13 protein-coding genes are annotated in these 14,765 nt (G+C 65.9%); 8 read left to right on the top strand and 5 right to left on the bottom strand.

Annotated elements, in window-relative coordinates; genetic code table 11:
• Positions 1-45: 45 nt before the first annotated feature.
• Both ACWGQ2_RS03365 and ACWGQ2_RS03370 read right to left on the bottom strand, forming a co-directional pair.
• On the bottom strand, positions 46-579 hold the full coding sequence (locus ACWGQ2_RS03365; RefSeq protein WP_452014314.1) for a DUF3027 domain-containing protein: 534 nt from the start codon (positions 577-579) through the stop codon (positions 46-48).
• Positions 580-594: 15 nt separating this feature from the next.
• Entirely contained in the window at positions 595-978 is a 384-nt protein-coding gene (locus tag ACWGQ2_RS03370) for a cold-shock protein (RefSeq protein ID WP_091607783.1), read from the bottom strand.
• Between the two features lie 237 nt (positions 979-1,215).
• On the opposite strand from ACWGQ2_RS03370, the gene ACWGQ2_RS03375 reads away from it, so the two are divergent.
• The 4 genes from ACWGQ2_RS03375 (at position 1,216) to ACWGQ2_RS03390 (ending at position 8,305) form a co-directional block, all read left to right on the top strand.
• Positions 1,216-1,476, top strand: coding sequence for a hypothetical protein (locus ACWGQ2_RS03375; RefSeq protein ID WP_452014316.1), 261 nt, complete (start codon positions 1,216-1,218; stop codon positions 1,474-1,476).
• 40 nt (positions 1,477-1,516) lie between these two features.
• Entirely contained in the window at positions 1,517-3,952 is a 2,436-nt protein-coding gene (locus tag ACWGQ2_RS03380; protein WP_452014318.1) for a helicase-associated domain-containing protein, read from the top strand.
• Complete coding sequence (locus ACWGQ2_RS03385; RefSeq protein WP_452014320.1) at positions 3,945-5,594, top strand: DNA repair helicase XPB; 1,650 nt, start codon at positions 3,945-3,947, stop codon at positions 5,592-5,594. Before ACWGQ2_RS03380 ends, ACWGQ2_RS03385 begins: the two co-directional genes overlap by 8 nt.
• A gap of 119 nt (positions 5,595-5,713) precedes the next feature.
• On the top strand, positions 5,714-8,305 hold the full coding sequence (locus tag ACWGQ2_RS03390; RefSeq protein WP_452014322.1) for a LuxR C-terminal-related transcriptional regulator: 2,592 nt from the start codon (positions 5,714-5,716) through the stop codon (positions 8,303-8,305).
• Positions 8,306-8,470: 165 nt separating this feature from the next.
• Here the strand turns inward: ACWGQ2_RS03390 and ACWGQ2_RS03395 are convergent, their stop codons facing one another.
• Positions 8,471-8,698 carry a hypothetical protein gene (locus tag ACWGQ2_RS03395; protein WP_452014324.1) on the bottom strand — a complete coding sequence of 76 codons (228 nt, stop codon included), beginning with the start codon at positions 8,696-8,698 and terminating at the stop codon, positions 8,471-8,473.
• A 202-nt stretch (positions 8,699-8,900) separates the two neighbouring features.
• Between ACWGQ2_RS03395 and ACWGQ2_RS03400 the strand changes: the two genes are divergently transcribed.
• The 3 genes from ACWGQ2_RS03400 (at position 8,901) to ACWGQ2_RS03410 (ending at position 11,579) form a co-directional block, all read left to right on the top strand.
• Entirely contained in the window at positions 8,901-9,611 is a 711-nt protein-coding gene (locus ACWGQ2_RS03400) for a response regulator transcription factor (RefSeq protein ID WP_091607814.1), read from the top strand.
• A gap of 3 nt (positions 9,612-9,614) precedes the next feature.
• Complete coding sequence (locus ACWGQ2_RS03405; protein WP_452014326.1) at positions 9,615-11,099, top strand: sensor histidine kinase; 1,485 nt, start codon at positions 9,615-9,617, stop codon at positions 11,097-11,099.
• Between the two features lie 189 nt (positions 11,100-11,288).
• The gene (locus ACWGQ2_RS03410; protein WP_452014328.1) at positions 11,289-11,579 is read left to right on the top strand and encodes a WXG100 family type VII secretion target; all 291 of its coding nucleotides are present in this window, start codon (positions 11,289-11,291) and stop codon (positions 11,577-11,579) included.
• Between the two features lie 202 nt (positions 11,580-11,781).
• Here ACWGQ2_RS03410 and groL read toward each other — a convergent pair whose 3' ends face one another.
• On the bottom strand, positions 11,782-13,419 hold the full coding sequence (gene groL / locus ACWGQ2_RS03415) for a chaperonin GroEL (protein WP_452014330.1): 1,638 nt from the start codon (positions 13,417-13,419) through the stop codon (positions 11,782-11,784).
• Between the two features lie 386 nt (positions 13,420-13,805).
• Between groL and ACWGQ2_RS03420 the strand changes: the two genes are divergently transcribed.
• Positions 13,806-14,405: an NINE protein gene (locus ACWGQ2_RS03420; protein ID WP_452014332.1), complete on the top strand. Its 600-nt coding sequence runs from the start codon at positions 13,806-13,808 to the stop codon at positions 14,403-14,405.
• A gap of 80 nt (positions 14,406-14,485) precedes the next feature.
• Here the strand turns inward: ACWGQ2_RS03420 and ACWGQ2_RS03425 are convergent, their stop codons facing one another.
• Complete coding sequence (locus ACWGQ2_RS03425) at positions 14,486-14,689, bottom strand: cold-shock protein (protein ID WP_066301805.1); 204 nt, start codon at positions 14,687-14,689, stop codon at positions 14,486-14,488.
• Positions 14,690-14,765 lie beyond the last annotated feature (76 nt).

The raw sequence follows: 14,765 nt of genomic DNA on the forward strand, positions 1-14,765 counted from the left end.
CTTCTCCCTTCCGGGACAGCGAACCAAGTTCCGTGCACTCACCGATTATTCGTCCTCCATGGCCGCAGGCGCTGCGGCATCCTCTTCCGTCTGCGCTGCCTCTGCCGTACCGGCGTCAGGCTCTTTAACCCCAGCGTCCGGGGCAGTTCCAGTCTGCTGACCGTCCACAGTTTCCGCGGCGGCCCCGCTTTCCTCGGCAGCTACGTCCTCGGGACGCACCCGCTGGGACCACGGCACCCACTCAGGCGCCAGGATGGCATCGGCTGAGGGCAGCAGGCCTACTTCGCAGACCGTGGCCACCTTGCCGCGGGGCACCCTCGCCACCGTGGCGTACCATTCCCAGCCCCGGTAGCCGGGACGGTTGGCACGGAACCGGTGGGTTACCAGCCGGTCTGCCTCGGGCACGGCGCTGAGCCACTCCCCCACCTGCTCTTCCGGTGCGACTTCCAGCAGCCCTGCCCGCGCGCTCTCTACGGCAGCTGCCAGCACTGCGTCCGGCTTGGACGGCTTGCGCGGAGGCTTCCGCGAGAGAGCAGGCTTAGGCGTTGGTTCGGTATCGGTCGCGTCGGTAGTTTTCACTCGGTGGTTCTGCCCCTATGCATCAAGGTCGTCGGCAACGGCCCGCAGCACCGCAGCCACCTTGGTGGCGTGCTTCTTTTCGGGGTAGCGTCCCCGGCGCAGTCCGTTGGAGATTCCGTCCAACAGTTTAATAAGGTCTTCGGTAATCACTGCCATATCGTCAGCGGGCTTCCGCGTAGCCTTGGCCACCGACGGCGGCGCCTCCAGGATCCGGGCAGAGAGCGCCTGCGGGCCCCGGCGGCCGTCAGCCACGCCAAACTCCATCCGGGTCCCGGGCTTCACCTCGCTCACACCAGCGGGAAGAGCAGAAGCATGCAGGAAGACTTCCTGGCCGTCGTCAGTGGCCAGGAATCCAAATCCCTTGCCAGTGTCGAACCACTTGACCTTGCCGATGGGCACTTCGCTTACCTCGTTCTTAGCTCTTGGGTGCGGGCTTTCGACCGCATCTGGTGATGAAGGGGTGGTACGTCCGCGCGTATCCGTCTTCCGGCCTTCGATCGGGCCGGCGGCGGATGCCTGTTGAGATACTACGGGGAAGTGTCTTCCCTTTAGAATATCCCGAGCCCCCTAATCCGTGGCCCGTCCCGCTTTGGGTGCGCGGTTTTTTAGCTGTTAGCGTTAAAGACCATGGAGCACATGGGTTCAACCCCCGCAAAAAGCCGCGCTGACTTCCCTGAAAAAACCAGGCGCTCACCGCTGCGGATGCTGGTGACGGCACTGGCCGGACTCCTGGCCGTGGCCGGCGTCGGCAGCCTGGGGGCTCTGCTGCTTGAGGCGCTGCGCGGCGAGGTTATCTGGCCCGGATTCGCAGCCGGAGCGTTCTATGCCCTGCCCCTCGCCTTCCTCATGATGGCCGGGCTGGTAATTGACTCAATCGTGCGGCGGCGCCGGGGCTGACCCGTTTGTTTTCGGTCCCACTCGGGTAACGTATTGGACGATGTCCGCGATCCGAGCCTTGGCCGAAGACCTTGCAGCGCGCAGTGACGAACAACTGCGTGAGCTCCTTCTCGCCCGGCCGGACCTGGCACTGCCGCCGGTACCGGATTTCCAGGCACTGGCCGCCCGCGCTTCCACGCGCATCAGCGTACAGCGGGCCCTTGAAAAACTCACGGCTCCCCAGCTGCAGGTCCTTGAAGCGCTGGACCTCACCACCAATGAGGACTCACACCTCAGCACCACGGCCTCCTGGCTGAAAGCCTCCATCTCCGGCTCCACCATCAAGGCGCTGGACGCAATCCTCAGCTACCTGCACAGTCTGGCCCTGCTGCGCCGCGCAACGCCGCACCCCGGCGCCCCGAAGGCCGACGCCGGACGCAAGTTCTACCTGCCGGTTTCCGTGCTGGGCGAAGCACTGGGCGCGTATCCTGCAGGGCTCGGCCGGCCTTATTCGACACTGGCTGCCCAGCAGCCGGAGTTCGGGCAGCGCCTGGTGGGCATCGTGGACGGACTCCGGCAGCGCGGGCTGCCCATCGAGAAGGCTGACACGCCTGCCACGGCTGCGCACTCACTCCATCACCTGGTCTCGGACCCCGCCGGCTGGGAAGCCCTGCTGGCCGACGCCCCGCCCCAGACCCACGACCTGCTGAGGCGTTTCAAGTACTCCCCGGTGGGCACCATTCCGCGCAAGGCGGCGATTAGCCGCGCCGTCCTGGACAACCCGTCTCCCACTCCTGTTGAGTGGCTTGTTGCACATGGCCTGCTGGTACCCCTGGATGCCCTCCATGTTGAGCTTCCGCGGCCGGTGGGACAGGCCTCGCGCGGCCACGTGATCGTCTCCGATTTCCAGCTGGATCCGGTTCCGCCCAAGCCCCGGCCGGTACCTCATGCCCTTCGTGACAACGCGGCGTACGGTGCGGTGGCAGAGACTCTCCGCCTGGTCACTGAGCTGCTGGCAGTTGCCGCTGAAGCGCCGATCGGAACCCTGCGTTCCGGCGGCGTCGGGGTCCGGGAAGTCCGGCGCGTTTCGGAAGCGCTGCGGCTGGACGGGATGGCCACGGCCTGGCTGCTGGAGCTTTCCGCGCTTTCCGGACTGCTTGTCCTGGACGCTGCGACCTCCCGCTGGGGCACGGCGGAGAGCGACTGGCACACCATGGACCGCGAACTGCAGTGGCAGCACCTGGTGGAAGCCTGGCTGGAAGCCGAACGGGCGCCGTCGCTGGTCGGAGCCCCGCTGCCGGGCGGGGGTTCAGTCAACGCCCTGGCCGGCGAGCTGTCCCGCCCCGATGCCCCGCTGGTGCGGCGGCGCATGCTGGAGATGTTCGCGTCCCTGACCGAGGCGGAGTCCGTGGAGGAAGGACACTCCGGCGCCTACGACGCCGAAGACCTGATCAGCGCACTTACCTGGTACCAGCCCAGACTGCAGCGCCGTTTCGCCCGTTTGGTCCCGGGAATCCTGAAGGAAGCCGCGCAGCTGGGACTGATCGGCTCCGGCGCCCTGACCGAACTGGGCCACGCCGTCGCGGCCGGTGAGCTGGAGCGTGCTTCGGGCCGGCTTCGGGAGGTGCTTCCGGAGCCGCTGAGCTCCTTCCTGCTGCAGGCAGACCTGACCGCGGTGGCTCCGGGATACTTGGACCCCAAGGTGGCCAGGCAGCTGTCCCTGGTGGCCGACGCCGAGGGGCAGGGTCCGGCAACGATCTACCGTTTTTCCTCGGACTCGATCCGCCGCGCCCTGGACGCCGAGCTGGACGCGGCGTCGATCCTGGAGTTCCTCGCCCACTATTCAGCCACCGAAGTGCCGCAGCCGCTGCGCTACCTGGTGGAAGACACCGCAGCCCGGCACGGCCGGCTGCGGATCGGCGCAGCCTGGTCCTACCTGCGCAGTGACGACGAAACCGGGCTGAACGCCCTGATGGCTGATCCGCGTGCCGGTGCCTTGGGACTAACCCGGATCGCTCCGACCGTGATCGCCTCGGCCGCGACCCCGCAGGAACTGGCCCTGGCCATCCGCGGCCTGGGCTACGCACCGGTCATGGAGGGGCGTGCGCGGGAAGCTTCCGGTTCCCATGCCCGCCCGCCGGTTCCGGCGCCGTCGTCCTCTTCCACCCGCGTAAACCAGTGGGAACTGACGGAGGATGACCTCGACGCCCAGCTGGCTGCGCTGCGCGGCCGCGGCCCCGCCGTGGCCGCCAAGGGAGATGAAGCCGTTCCGCTGGTCGGCCTGGAAACCCTGCGCAAGGCCATCCGCACCAAAAGCTCCGTACGGATGGGCGTCGTGGACAGCCAGGGGAATGAACGCCAGGAGATCTTCGTTCCCCTGTCCGTAGGCGATGGCCGGGTACGGGTCTTTGACCCGCGCCGGGACGTGGAGCGCGTAGTGTCGATACATCGGATAATGGATGTGGAAATAGTGGAGGGCAGCCCAGCACATGGTTGATGGACCGTTGATCGTCCAGAGTGACAAGACCATCCTGCTGGAAGTGGACCATCCCCAGGCCGTCGAGGCCCGGCACGCGATTGCAGCCTTCGCTGAACTTGAGCGCGCGCCGGAGCACATCCACAGCTACCGCCTCACCCCGCTGGGACTCTGGAACGCACGCGCCGCGGGACTGGACGCCGAGCAGGTGCTGAATACACTGCTCACCTATTCCCGCTTCCCGGTGCCGCACACGCTGCTGGTGGACATCGAGGAAACCATGTCCCGGTACGGGCGGCTGCGGCTGGAGAAGGACCCGCAGCATGGCCTGGTGCTGCGGACCACCGACTATCCGGTGCTTGAAGAAGTGCTCCACGCCAAGAAAATCCAGCCGCTGCTTGGTCCGCGGATCGACGGCGAAACGGTAGTGGTGCATTCTTCCCAGCGCGGCGCCCTGAAGCAGCTGCTGCTCAAGCTGGGCTGGCCTGCGGAAGACCTGGCCGGATACGTGGACGGCACTCCGCACCCGATCCTGCTGAACGAGGACGGCTGGGCGCTGCGCCCTTACCAGAAGCTCGCCACCGAGAACTTCTGGGCCGGCGGGTCGGGTGTTGTGGTGCTGCCCTGCGGCGCCGGCAAGACGCTCGTCGGGGCTGCCGCCATGGCCACCAGTTCCACCACCACACTCATCCTGGTGACCAACACGGTTTCGGCCCGCCAGTGGAAGGACGAGCTGCTCCGCCGCACCTCCCTGACCGAAGACGAAATCGGCGAGTACTCCGGTGCGGTCAAGGAAGTCCGCCCGGTGACGATCGCCACCTACCAGGTGCTAACGCTCAAGCGCGGCGGCCTGTATCCGCACCTTGAGCTGCTGGATGCCAACGACTGGGGCCTGATCATTTACGACGAGGTCCATCTGCTGCCGGCTCCGATCTTCCGCATGACCGCTGATCTGCAGGCCCGGCGTAGGCTGGGGCTCACTGCCACGCTGGTCCGCGAGGACGGCCGCGAAGGGGAAGTGTTCTCGCTGATTGGCCCCAAACGCTACGACGCACCCTGGAAGGACATCGAAGCGCAGGGTTACATCGCGCCGGCGGAGTGCATCGAGGTGCGGGTTGATCTGCCCCGGGATGAGCGTGTTGCCTATGCCATGGCCGAGGACGGTGACAAATACCGTCTGTGCTCCACCTCCGAAACGAAATCCAAGGTTGTCCAGGACCTCGTCCGCCGGCATGAGGGCGACCAGATCCTGGTGATCGGGCAGTACATAGACCAGCTCGATGAGCTCGCAGAACGCCTGGACGCCCCCGTTATCAAGGGTGGAACACCGGTGAAGGAGCGCCAGCGGCTCTTCAGTGATTTCCGGGAAGGAAAGCTGAAGACCCTGGTTGTGTCCAAGGTGGCGAACTTCTCGATCGATCTGCCCGAAGCGTCAGTGGCAATTCAGGTCTCCGGGTCCTTCGGCTCGCGGCAGGAAGAAGCCCAGCGCCTGGGACGCCTGCTGCGGCCAAAGTCCGACGGCCGGGCAGCGCACTTTTACACCGTCGTCGCGCGGGACACCCTGGACCAGGACTTCGCGGCCAAGCGGCAGCGTTTCCTGGCTGAGCAGGGCTATGCCTACTCGATCCAGGACGCGACGGACATCGGCAAGCCCGCCTCATAAGCTCAGCCTGCGTCACATAATGGCGCCCCGGGATTCGCAGCGGTTATCTTGAAACTGCTTCCGGGCGCGCATCCCGCGCGGCTTCGGACATTCTCGTCCCGCCGAGCCGGATGTAGCCAATGCCGCACTTCGCCGTAGTCCCGGGCCCTCCGAGCCCCAACCCGCGCGTCCTCTCCCGCAGCAGGCTGCTGCAGGCGCTCGACGCCGCTGCGGCCACGCCACTGACCATTCTGCGCGGACCGGCCGGCGCTGGAAAAACCACCCTGCTGCAGGACTGGGCAGCTGCCGGGGACCTGCCTGCGGCATGGGTCTCCGCCCGCCGGAGCGGTTCGCCGCAGGCCAACCGGCCAGCACCGGCAGCACCGTTCCTCGCCGCCGTGTTCGGCGGACTCTTCGGAGGTTCCACTCCCGGCCATCTTGCCCTGGTGGACCAGGCAGCGCAGGCCGCTGCCGCGGGAGCAGGACTCGGTGCCGCTCTGCACACCCTCGCCCGGCTACCGGCCCGGAAACTCCTGGTGGTAGAGGACCTGCATCTGGCTACCGGGTTTCCAGCCGAGGATCTCCTGCTGGAACTTCTCCGTGCGATGCCCGGCCTTCGGATCGTGGCCAGCACCGCTGCACTGGGGGGCATTGAAAAGAGCAGGGCCCTGCTGGAGCTGGACATCACCGTAATAGGCCCGGATCTGCTTGCGTTCACTGCGCAGGAATGCGCGGCCGTGCTGGCCGGAACAGGGCTGGAGGATCAGGCAGAGGAAATCCGGGGCCTCACCGGAGGTTTACCCCGGTGGGTCCGGTTCCTCGCCCTCACGGCGGCCCCGCCCTCCCGGTTCCGGTCCCGGCAGCTGCTTCCAGCCGTCCTGGAAACAGCTGACCGGGATCTCACGGAGCTGCTCTCCCCTCCCCGCATCACAGCCGCCGCCGGCGATTTCCTGCTCGCCGCCTCCGTTCCCGGGTCACTCCCGCCTGCGCTGGCAGAGCGGCTCTGCGGTGGCCGGAGCGTGGAAGCCGCGGCCGCCGAAGCTGAGCAGGAAGGTTTCCTCACCCGGACACACGACGGCGAATCAGCCGTCATTCCCCTGCTGCGCAGCGCTGTCCTTGCCCGGGGGCGCAGGATGTTTCCCGAGCGCGTCCGTGAGCTGGAAGAGACCTGCGGAAGGTATTTCCTGGAAAACGGGCAGCCGCTTGAGGCTCTCGGCCACGCGATACGCGCAGACACCCTGGATCTGGCGACGGACGTCATTCGACGCAGCGCCCTTGAGCTGTTCACCTACCATGGCCCGGAGACCAGGAAACTCCTTGAGGAGATTCCGCTCCTGAAACTGGCACGCCAGCCTGCCCCGGCGCTGGCCCTCGCCGTCATCTACAACTCCTCAGCGTTCCGGCGCATGCGGGGAACCGAGCTGACGCTGCTGGCGCTCTCCGGCGCCCGCGCCCTCTACCGGTCAATGCCGCAGGCTGAGCGGCTGCTGCTGACCTTGGTGGAGGCAGTGGCGCTGCGGGGATGCGGGCAGCTCCCCCGTTCCGCGGCACGGGCTGCGGCAGGCCTGCAGGCCTACGCAGAGATGCCGCTGGCCGAACGCGGGAGAATTGGCCCGCTCGAATCCGTTGCCGTTGCCCATCTGGGGATCTCCCTGTGGCGGACCGGCGCACACGGGGACGCCGAAGCGGCATTCACCCGGGCCGCGTCAATTGCCGCTGCCCAGGATCAGGCCGACTACGAGGGCTACTACCACTCCCTCACCGCCTGCCTGTCCGCCGAAACGGGCGATCTGTCCGGCGCTGCCCATTTCCTGCAGCTCTGCGCCGGCCTGGCCTGGGGCAGGGATGAGGTACACCCCTACGCTGAGACGCCGCTCCGGCTGGCCGAGGCGATGGTCGCCTTGGAATCGGGAGACCACACCGCAGCCAAAGCGGCCCTGGCCCGTGTTCTGGACCAGGCCGGTTCGATGGAATTCTGGCCAAGGGTCCGGTATCTGGATGCCATCGCAGACCTCGCGGCAGGCAAAACGGCCACGGCCCTTGCCCGGCTGGAAGACCTGCTCTCCCGCCCCAAGGAGCTGCCCCCGGTCAGCGAACCTGAGCGCGCGCTCCTCATTCGGGCGCAGTCACTGCTCCTGCTCGCATCGGGGCTGCCTGGCCAGGCCCTCACGGCTGCCGGGCGCCTGCCAAAGAGGTCCGGGGAGCTGGTGACGGCGCGCATCCACCTTGCAGGCGGGCAGCCGGGAAAGACGCTCAGCGCTGTCTTGGGTCTGCGCTCGGAGGGCACGGTCCGGCAACAGGCAGAGGCAACGGGGTTATCCGTTGCCGCCCGTCTGCAGCTGGAACCCGGGATTACCCCCGGGCTGATGCTTGAGCTGGCCCGCCTATCGAACCTGTACACCGCCCACGGGCTGAGGCTGTCCACGTCCCTCCTGCCGGCTGCCGACCTGGAACGCGTCCGGCAGGCAGCAGCACAGGGCGGGCTTGACGTGGGACTGGAGTCCGGTCAGGAAAGTGTCATCGGAAGCACCCAGGGCCTGGCGGAACTGACTCCGCGTGAACTGGCCATCCTGGGCTCGCTCGTCCAGACGGGTTCACTGGCAGAAATTGCACAGCTGCACTTCGTCTCGGTGAATACGGTCAAGTCCCAGATCCGGGGACTGTACCGCAAGCTCGGAGTATCCGGCCGGGAGGATGCGCTCAAAGAGGCCCTGCGAAGGGGCGTCCTTTAGGCACTGGAACACGGAATCCAGGCTCCCCCGAGGGGGAAGCCTGGATTCCGGACCGCGGCTGTCCGGGATGTTGGGGGCCTTGACTGCCGCGATATGCCGGAGGACTGGCGGTTTGGGGCCCGGCAGCGCTCCGGCGGTCCTTTGGGTTGTGCAGAACCTGCCGCCTCAGCTCGGAGGCGCCGGATTCCGCTCCTGCCGGCAGAAGCTAACCGGCCAGTGTCCCGCGATTACTGCACGTGTCAGCACGGAGGGCAGCTCATCGGCTGCTCCCTGCCCGGACACATCCGGCGGGGCAGGCATGCCGGCAGCGGCGGCCCGTTCTGCCAGCTGCACACCGGCAGCACCGGCATGGTGTGCGGGGCGCCGTGTGGGCTCGGAGGTAGTTCGCTGCATCTTCGTTCCCTTGATCTTCAGTTCCAGTGCTTGTCTGCTCTCATTCAATGCTCGCCGCCGGAAGGGCACCACGGCGTCCCACTGCAGACGTTCATCCCGAACTTCACCCCCGGGCGAAGCACCCCAAGCTCACGCTATTCATCCAGCGGACGCTGAGTTAGCATTCAGGAAACCATCAGCCAAATGCTAGAAACTAGGACACGTGACTAAATCTGCGCCTGAGGCCAGGCTTCTTGTTGTCGATGACGAACCCAACATCCGCGAGCTTCTGTCGACGTCGCTGCGCTTTGCCGGCTTTGACGTCGTTGCCGCTGGAAACGGCCGTGAAGCGCTGGCCGCGGTTGATGAGCACAGCCCGGACCTTGCTGTCCTGGACGTCATGCTGCCGGATATGGACGGCTTTACGCTCACCCGCCGCCTGCGCGCGGCAGGGCGGCATTTCCCCGTTGTCTTCCTGACGGCACGGGACGATACCGAAGACAAGGTCACCGGGCTCACCGTGGGCGGGGACGATTACGTGACCAAGCCGTTCAGCCTCGATGAGGTTGTGGCCCGGATCCGCGCCGTGCTGCGCCGCACCCAGCCGCTGGATGACGACGACGCCGTGATCCGCGTGGAAGACCTGGAACTCGACGACGATGCCCACGAGGTGCGCCGGGGCGGGGTGACGATCGAACTCTCACCCACCGAGTTCAAGCTGCTCCGCTACCTGATGCTCAATCCGAACCGGGTGCTGTCCAAGGCCCAGATCCTGGACCATGTGTGGGAGTACGACTTCAATGGAGACGCTTCGATCGTGGAGTCCTACATCTCCTATCTGCGCCGCAAGATCGACAGCAGCCCGGATGCGCCGGCCCTGATCCAGACCAAGCGCGGCGTCGGCTACCTGCTGCGCACGACGGAGAAGCGATAAGCCTTGCTTCGCCGCTGGAAGTCGGCCTCGCTGCGGTCGCAGCTGGTGGTCATCATGGCCGTCCTGATGGTCGTCACCGTGACCATCACCGGCCTTGCCACGATCTACGTCCTGCGCCAGATCCTGATCAGCCGGCTCGATACCGACATCCAGGACAATGCCGGCGCAATTTCGCGCTATCTGGTCTCCGGCAGTCCCACCACGGACGCCTCGCTATTCCGGTTCTACGGGCTCTACCTCGACGAGGACGGAACCCACGGACCGGAAACCCATTCAGAGCCGACCTTCGACACTCCGGTCATTGACGATCTCACCGCCGCGGATGTGGATGCCAAAGGCGGCCGCGGTTTTGACGTACCCGGCACGGCCCCCGGCAGCAAGGGCTGGCGGGTTATGGTCTTCCACATCGCCAACTTCCCCGGCTCGATCGCCGTCGCTGTCCCCCTGGACTCCGTGGCCGAAACCGTGGATGAGGCCGCCTCCCTTGTCTTCTCCGTGGGACTGCTGGGCACACTTGGAGCCACCGGCATCGCCTACTGGGCCGTGACACGCCAGTTCCGCCCGCTGAGCCAGGTGGAGAAAACTGCGGCTGCGATCGCAGCAGGCGACCTCTCCCGCCGAGTGGAGGTGGGCAATCCGGCCACCGAGATCGGACGGCTGTCCCGTTCCCTCAATGCCATGCTGGCCCACATCGAAACCGCCTTCGCGGCCCGCACTGCCTCAGAACAAAAGATGCGCCGGTTCGTCCAGGACGCCTCGCATGAACTGCGGACGCCGCTGGTCACCATCCGCGGCTTCTCCGAGCTCTACCGGCAGGGCGCCCTGCAGAAACCCGAAGACGTCAGTGCTGCCATGGGCCGGATAGAAAGCGAAGCCAAACGCATGGGCCAGCTGGTAGAGGACCTGCTGACACTGGCCCGGGTGGATGAACAGCGCCCGCTTGAATACGGCCCCGTAGACCTGATGATCCTGGGCAACGACGCCGCCCTGGACGCGCGGGCCAGCGCTCCTGACCGGGAAATCCGGGTGATTGGCCTGGACGGGAATTCACCGCGCAGCGCGCCCACCATGGGTGATGAGGCAAGGCTGCGCCAGGTGGTGGCCAATCTAATGACCAATGCCCTCCGCTACACGCCCGCCGGCAGCCCTATCGAGGTTGCCGTTGGTGTGGCCCCGGTGATTCACGACCGCATGGACGCCGTCCTGGAAGTCCGGGATCACGGGCCAGGTATCTCCGAAGAGGACGCCGCACGGGTCTTTGAACGCTTCTACCGGGCGGATTCGTCACGCTACCGCGAGACCGGCGGAACGGGACTGGGGCTGGCAATTGTCGCAGCCCTGGTAGCCCAGCATGACGGCACGGTCCGGCTGACCGAAACCGAGGGAGGCGGTGCCACCATGTCCATCCGCCTGCCGTACATCCCCGCAGACGGGACCGCCGAGCACGAACCCGGCGAGGGCGAAGAAGAACAGCCTCCGCAGCCCTAGGTCGAAGCGAAGGATGCCGGAATGTCCTTGTCCCCCGCGCATCTCTGTTCCTCCACAATAGGCCCAGCAGCCCGCAGGACGTCCTGCAGTCCCCCGCGTGAGTGTCGGGGCGCACCCGTCCCCGCCGGGCCCCTAGCGTTTTGCTGCAGGAGCGCAACCAGGCGTTCCCGAACAACCGGAGGGAATTCCATGGCGGGCTTTTTCGTCGACAGCGACGTCCTGGCAGCAAAGAGCGCCGAGGTGCGCGGAACCATCGACCGGCTGCAGGCCGAAATCAACACCATGCAGGCCGGCCTCGTGTCCCTCGGGGAATCCTGGCAGGGACAGGCATCGGCAAACTTCCAGCTGCTCATCACTGACTGGCGGGCCACGCAGGCACGGGTGGAGGAGTCCCTGGCCAGCATCAATCAGGCGCTGGCCTATGCCTCATCCCAGTACGCGGATACGGAGGCAGCCAACACTGCACTCTTTATGCGCTAGGCAGCAGGACTGCGTCGACCCCGGGCAGCCGGGGCAGCCGGCGCAGCCGGAGCAGCCGGAGCAGCCGGAGCAGCCGGAGCAGCCGGCGCCGTGTGCCGGGCGGCACCCGCGCAGCACAAACAACAGGAGCGCGGCACCCGTGTCGGGTACCGCGCTCCTATGTGGAAGCACTCAGCCGGAAGAGCCGGCCGGGGGTAAGGGCTTAGAAGCCGCCCATTCCGCCCATGCCGCCCATGTCATCTCCGCCGCCCATTGCCGGTGCAGCCTTTTCGGGCTTGTCGGCAACGACTGCTTCGGTGGTGAGGAACAGGCCGGCAATGGAAGCCGCGTTCTGCAGAGCCGAACGGGTTACCTTGACCGGGTCATTGACGCCGGCAGCCAGCAGGTCTTCGTATTCGCCGGTAGCGGCATTCAGGCCAAAGCCTTCAGCCAGACCGCGGACCTTGTCCGCCACGACGCCGGGCTCGAGGCCGGCGTTGAAGGCAATCTGCTTCAGCGGTGCGTCGATGGCAACCTTGACGATGTTGGCACCGGTAGCCTCGTCGCCTTCCAGAACCAGGTTTGCGAAGGCCTTCTGGCCTGCCTGGATCAGGGCGACGCCGCCGCCGGCAACAATGCCTTCTTCGACTGCAGCCTTGGCGTTGCGCACGGCATCTTCGATGCGGTGCTTGCGTTCCTTGAGCTCAACTTCGGTTGCGGCACCGGCCTTGATGACTGCAACGCCGCCGGCCAGCTTGGCCAGGCGCTCCTGCAGCTTCTCGCGGTCGTAGTCGGAATCGGAGTTCTCGATTTCGGCGCGGATCTGGTTGACGCGGCCGGCGATCTCTTCGGGGTCGCCTGCACCTTCAACGATGGTGGTCTCGTCCTTGGTGACAACCACCTTGCGGGCCTTGCCCAGCAGGTCCAGCGTGGCGTTCTCCAGCTTGAGGCCAACTTCTTCGGCGATGACCTGGCCACCGGTGAGGATGGCGATGTCAGCGAGCTGCGCCTTGCGGCGGTCGCCGAAGCCCGGAGCCTTGACGGCAACAGACTTGAACGTGCCGCGGATCTTGTTGACCACCAGGGTAGCCAGGGCTTCGCCCTCAACGTCTTCGGCGATGATCAGCAGCGGCTTGCCGGACTGCATGACCTTCTCGAGGACAGCAACCAGGTCCTTCACGGAGGAAATCTTGGAGTTGACGATCAGGATGTACGGATCTTCAAGGACCGTTTCCTGGCGCTCTGCGTCAGTAACGAAGTAGCCGGAGATGTAGCCCTTGTCGAAGCGCATACCTTCAGTGAGCTCAAGCTCTAGGCCGAAGGTGTTGGACTCCTCGACGGTGATAACGCCTTCCTTGCCAACCTTGTCCAGCGCTTCAGCGATCAGGTCGCCGATCTGCTGGTCGCCGGCGGAGATGGAAGCCGTAGCCGCGATCTGTTCCTTGGTCTCGATTTCCTTGGCGGAAGCGAGCAGTTCGGCCGTAACGGCTGCGACTGCCTTCTCGATGCCGCGCTTCAGGCCCAGCGGATCAGCGCCGGCAGCAACGTTGCGCAGGCCTTCCTTGACGAGTGCCTGAGCCAGGACGGTTGCCGTGGTGGTGCCGTCGCCTGCGACGTCATCAGTCTTCTTGGCAACTTCCTTGACCAGCTCAGCGCCGATCTTCTCGTACGGGTCGTCCAGCTCGATCTCCTTGGCGATGGAAACGCCATCGTTGGTGATCGTGGGAGCGCCCCACTTCTTCTCGAGTACGACGTTGCGGCCACGCGGGCCGAGGGTGACCTTGACGGCGTCGGCGAGGGTGTTCAGGCCCCGCTCGAGGCCGCGGCGTGCCTCTTCGTCAAATGCAATGATCTTGGCCATAACGGCTATCGTCCTTCCGGAACAGTCATGCTTGGATGTTGCATTCCTGGCTGGAGTGCCCGCGACGGACGGGAACGGGTGCACGATCTCTTTACGCGCATCCCGGGTCCCTCACCCCAGTGGCTTGCTTGTTCACTCAACGCCGCTGACTTAGCAGTCAGTCCGCAAGAGTGCTAACTCAATAATTAGCACTCCCATCCTTCGAGTGCAAGCAGTCACGGTCCCCTGTGACCGGGACTGTGCCCCGTTTGTGCATGCCCTGCAAAAACGCGGCGGCGAATCTGCGGGCCCTCACCCCCGCTGCCCGTGCGGCGGCGTAGATTGGGAACTTCACGGTCCCGTTATGCCAGGACCGGATCCGACCATCAAACGCTGAGGAGCAGGCTATGGCGCCGAACCAGCCACCGAACCAACCTTCTCCCCTAGACGGTGAGGAAGACCGCAGCCCGAACGCGCCCCAGGCCCATGGCGCCAGCGCGGCTCCGCCGCCGTACGGCAGGCCACCGGGCGAATACGGACAGGGCACCGGGAACGACGGCGGCGCGCCTGTGTCCGGGGAACGGCAGCAGTCCGGCTACCCGCAGGGCGGGTACACGCAGGAGGGCAACCCGCAGCCCGGCTATTCCCAGGGCGGCTACCAGCAGCCCGGGTACTCCCAGGGCGGGCAGTCCTACTATCAGCAGGGACCGCCGCCGGGCACGTACCAGCAGGGTTATGCGCAGGGGTACCCGCCGGGATACCCGACTCCCTACGGCTGGGCCGAACCGAAGTCCCGGCTTGCTGCCGGGCTGCTCGGCATTTTCCTCGGCGGGCTTGGCATCCAGCGCTTCTATCTCGGCTACACCACGCTGGGAATCGTGCAGCTCCTGGTCACCATCTTCACGTTCGGGTTCGGGGCCATCTGGGGTTTTGTGGAAGGAATCATGATCCTGGCCGGCGCACAGTCCTTCCGGACCGATGCCCGGGGTGTTCCGCTCCGCGAGTAGAGCCCAAACGAAAGTGAGCCGGCGGCCTCTCGGGGCCGCCGGCTCACTTTTGTGCAGGTCTTCCTGCGCGGGCCAGCTGACTAGACCGTGCGGACGTCTTCGGCCTGCGGCCCCTTCTGTCCTTCACCAATTTCGAACTCGACCCGCTGGCCTTCTTCCAGTGTCCGGTAGCCGGCGGACTGGATAGCAGACCAGTGGACGAAAACATCAGTCTGGGCTTCATCAACGGTGATGAAGCCGTAGCCCTTTTCCCCGTTGAACCATTTGACGATCCCCTGCGCCATACTCTTTCTCCCCTTTTAGGTTCCGCTCCCGCGATGGTGTTCCACGGCAGCAGCCAAACGGGAACTGCAGGCGTTT

This window comes from Arthrobacter sp. NPDC055585 (assembly GCF_053619115.1).

Excerpts from the sequence above, each read along its gene's own strand:
- ACWGQ2_RS03375 (WP_452014316.1), top strand. The coding sequence starts at position 1,216 with ATGGGTTCAACCCCCGCAAAAAGCCGCGCTGACTTCCCTGAAAAAACC.
- ACWGQ2_RS03380 (WP_452014318.1), top strand. The coding sequence starts at position 1,517 with ATGTCCGCGATCCGAGCCTTGGCCGAAGACCTTGCAGCGCGCAGTGAC.
- ACWGQ2_RS03385 (WP_452014320.1), top strand. The coding sequence starts at position 3,945 with ATGGTTGATGGACCGTTGATCGTCCAGAGTGACAAGACCATCCTGCTG.
- ACWGQ2_RS03390 (WP_452014322.1), top strand. The coding sequence starts at position 5,714 with ATGCCGCACTTCGCCGTAGTCCCGGGCCCTCCGAGCCCCAACCCGCGC.
- ACWGQ2_RS03395 (WP_452014324.1), bottom strand. The coding sequence starts at position 8,698 with ATGCAGCGAACTACCTCCGAGCCCACACGGCGCCCCGCACACCATGCC.
- ACWGQ2_RS03410 (WP_452014328.1), top strand. The coding sequence starts at position 11,289 with ATGGCGGGCTTTTTCGTCGACAGCGACGTCCTGGCAGCAAAGAGCGCC.
- groL (WP_452014330.1), bottom strand. The coding sequence starts at position 13,419 with ATGGCCAAGATCATTGCATTTGACGAAGAGGCACGCCGCGGCCTCGAG.
- ACWGQ2_RS03420 (WP_452014332.1), top strand. The coding sequence starts at position 13,806 with ATGGCGCCGAACCAGCCACCGAACCAACCTTCTCCCCTAGACGGTGAG.
- ACWGQ2_RS03425 (WP_066301805.1), bottom strand. The coding sequence starts at position 14,689 with ATGGCGCAGGGGATCGTCAAATGGTTCAACGGGGAAAAGGGCTACGGC.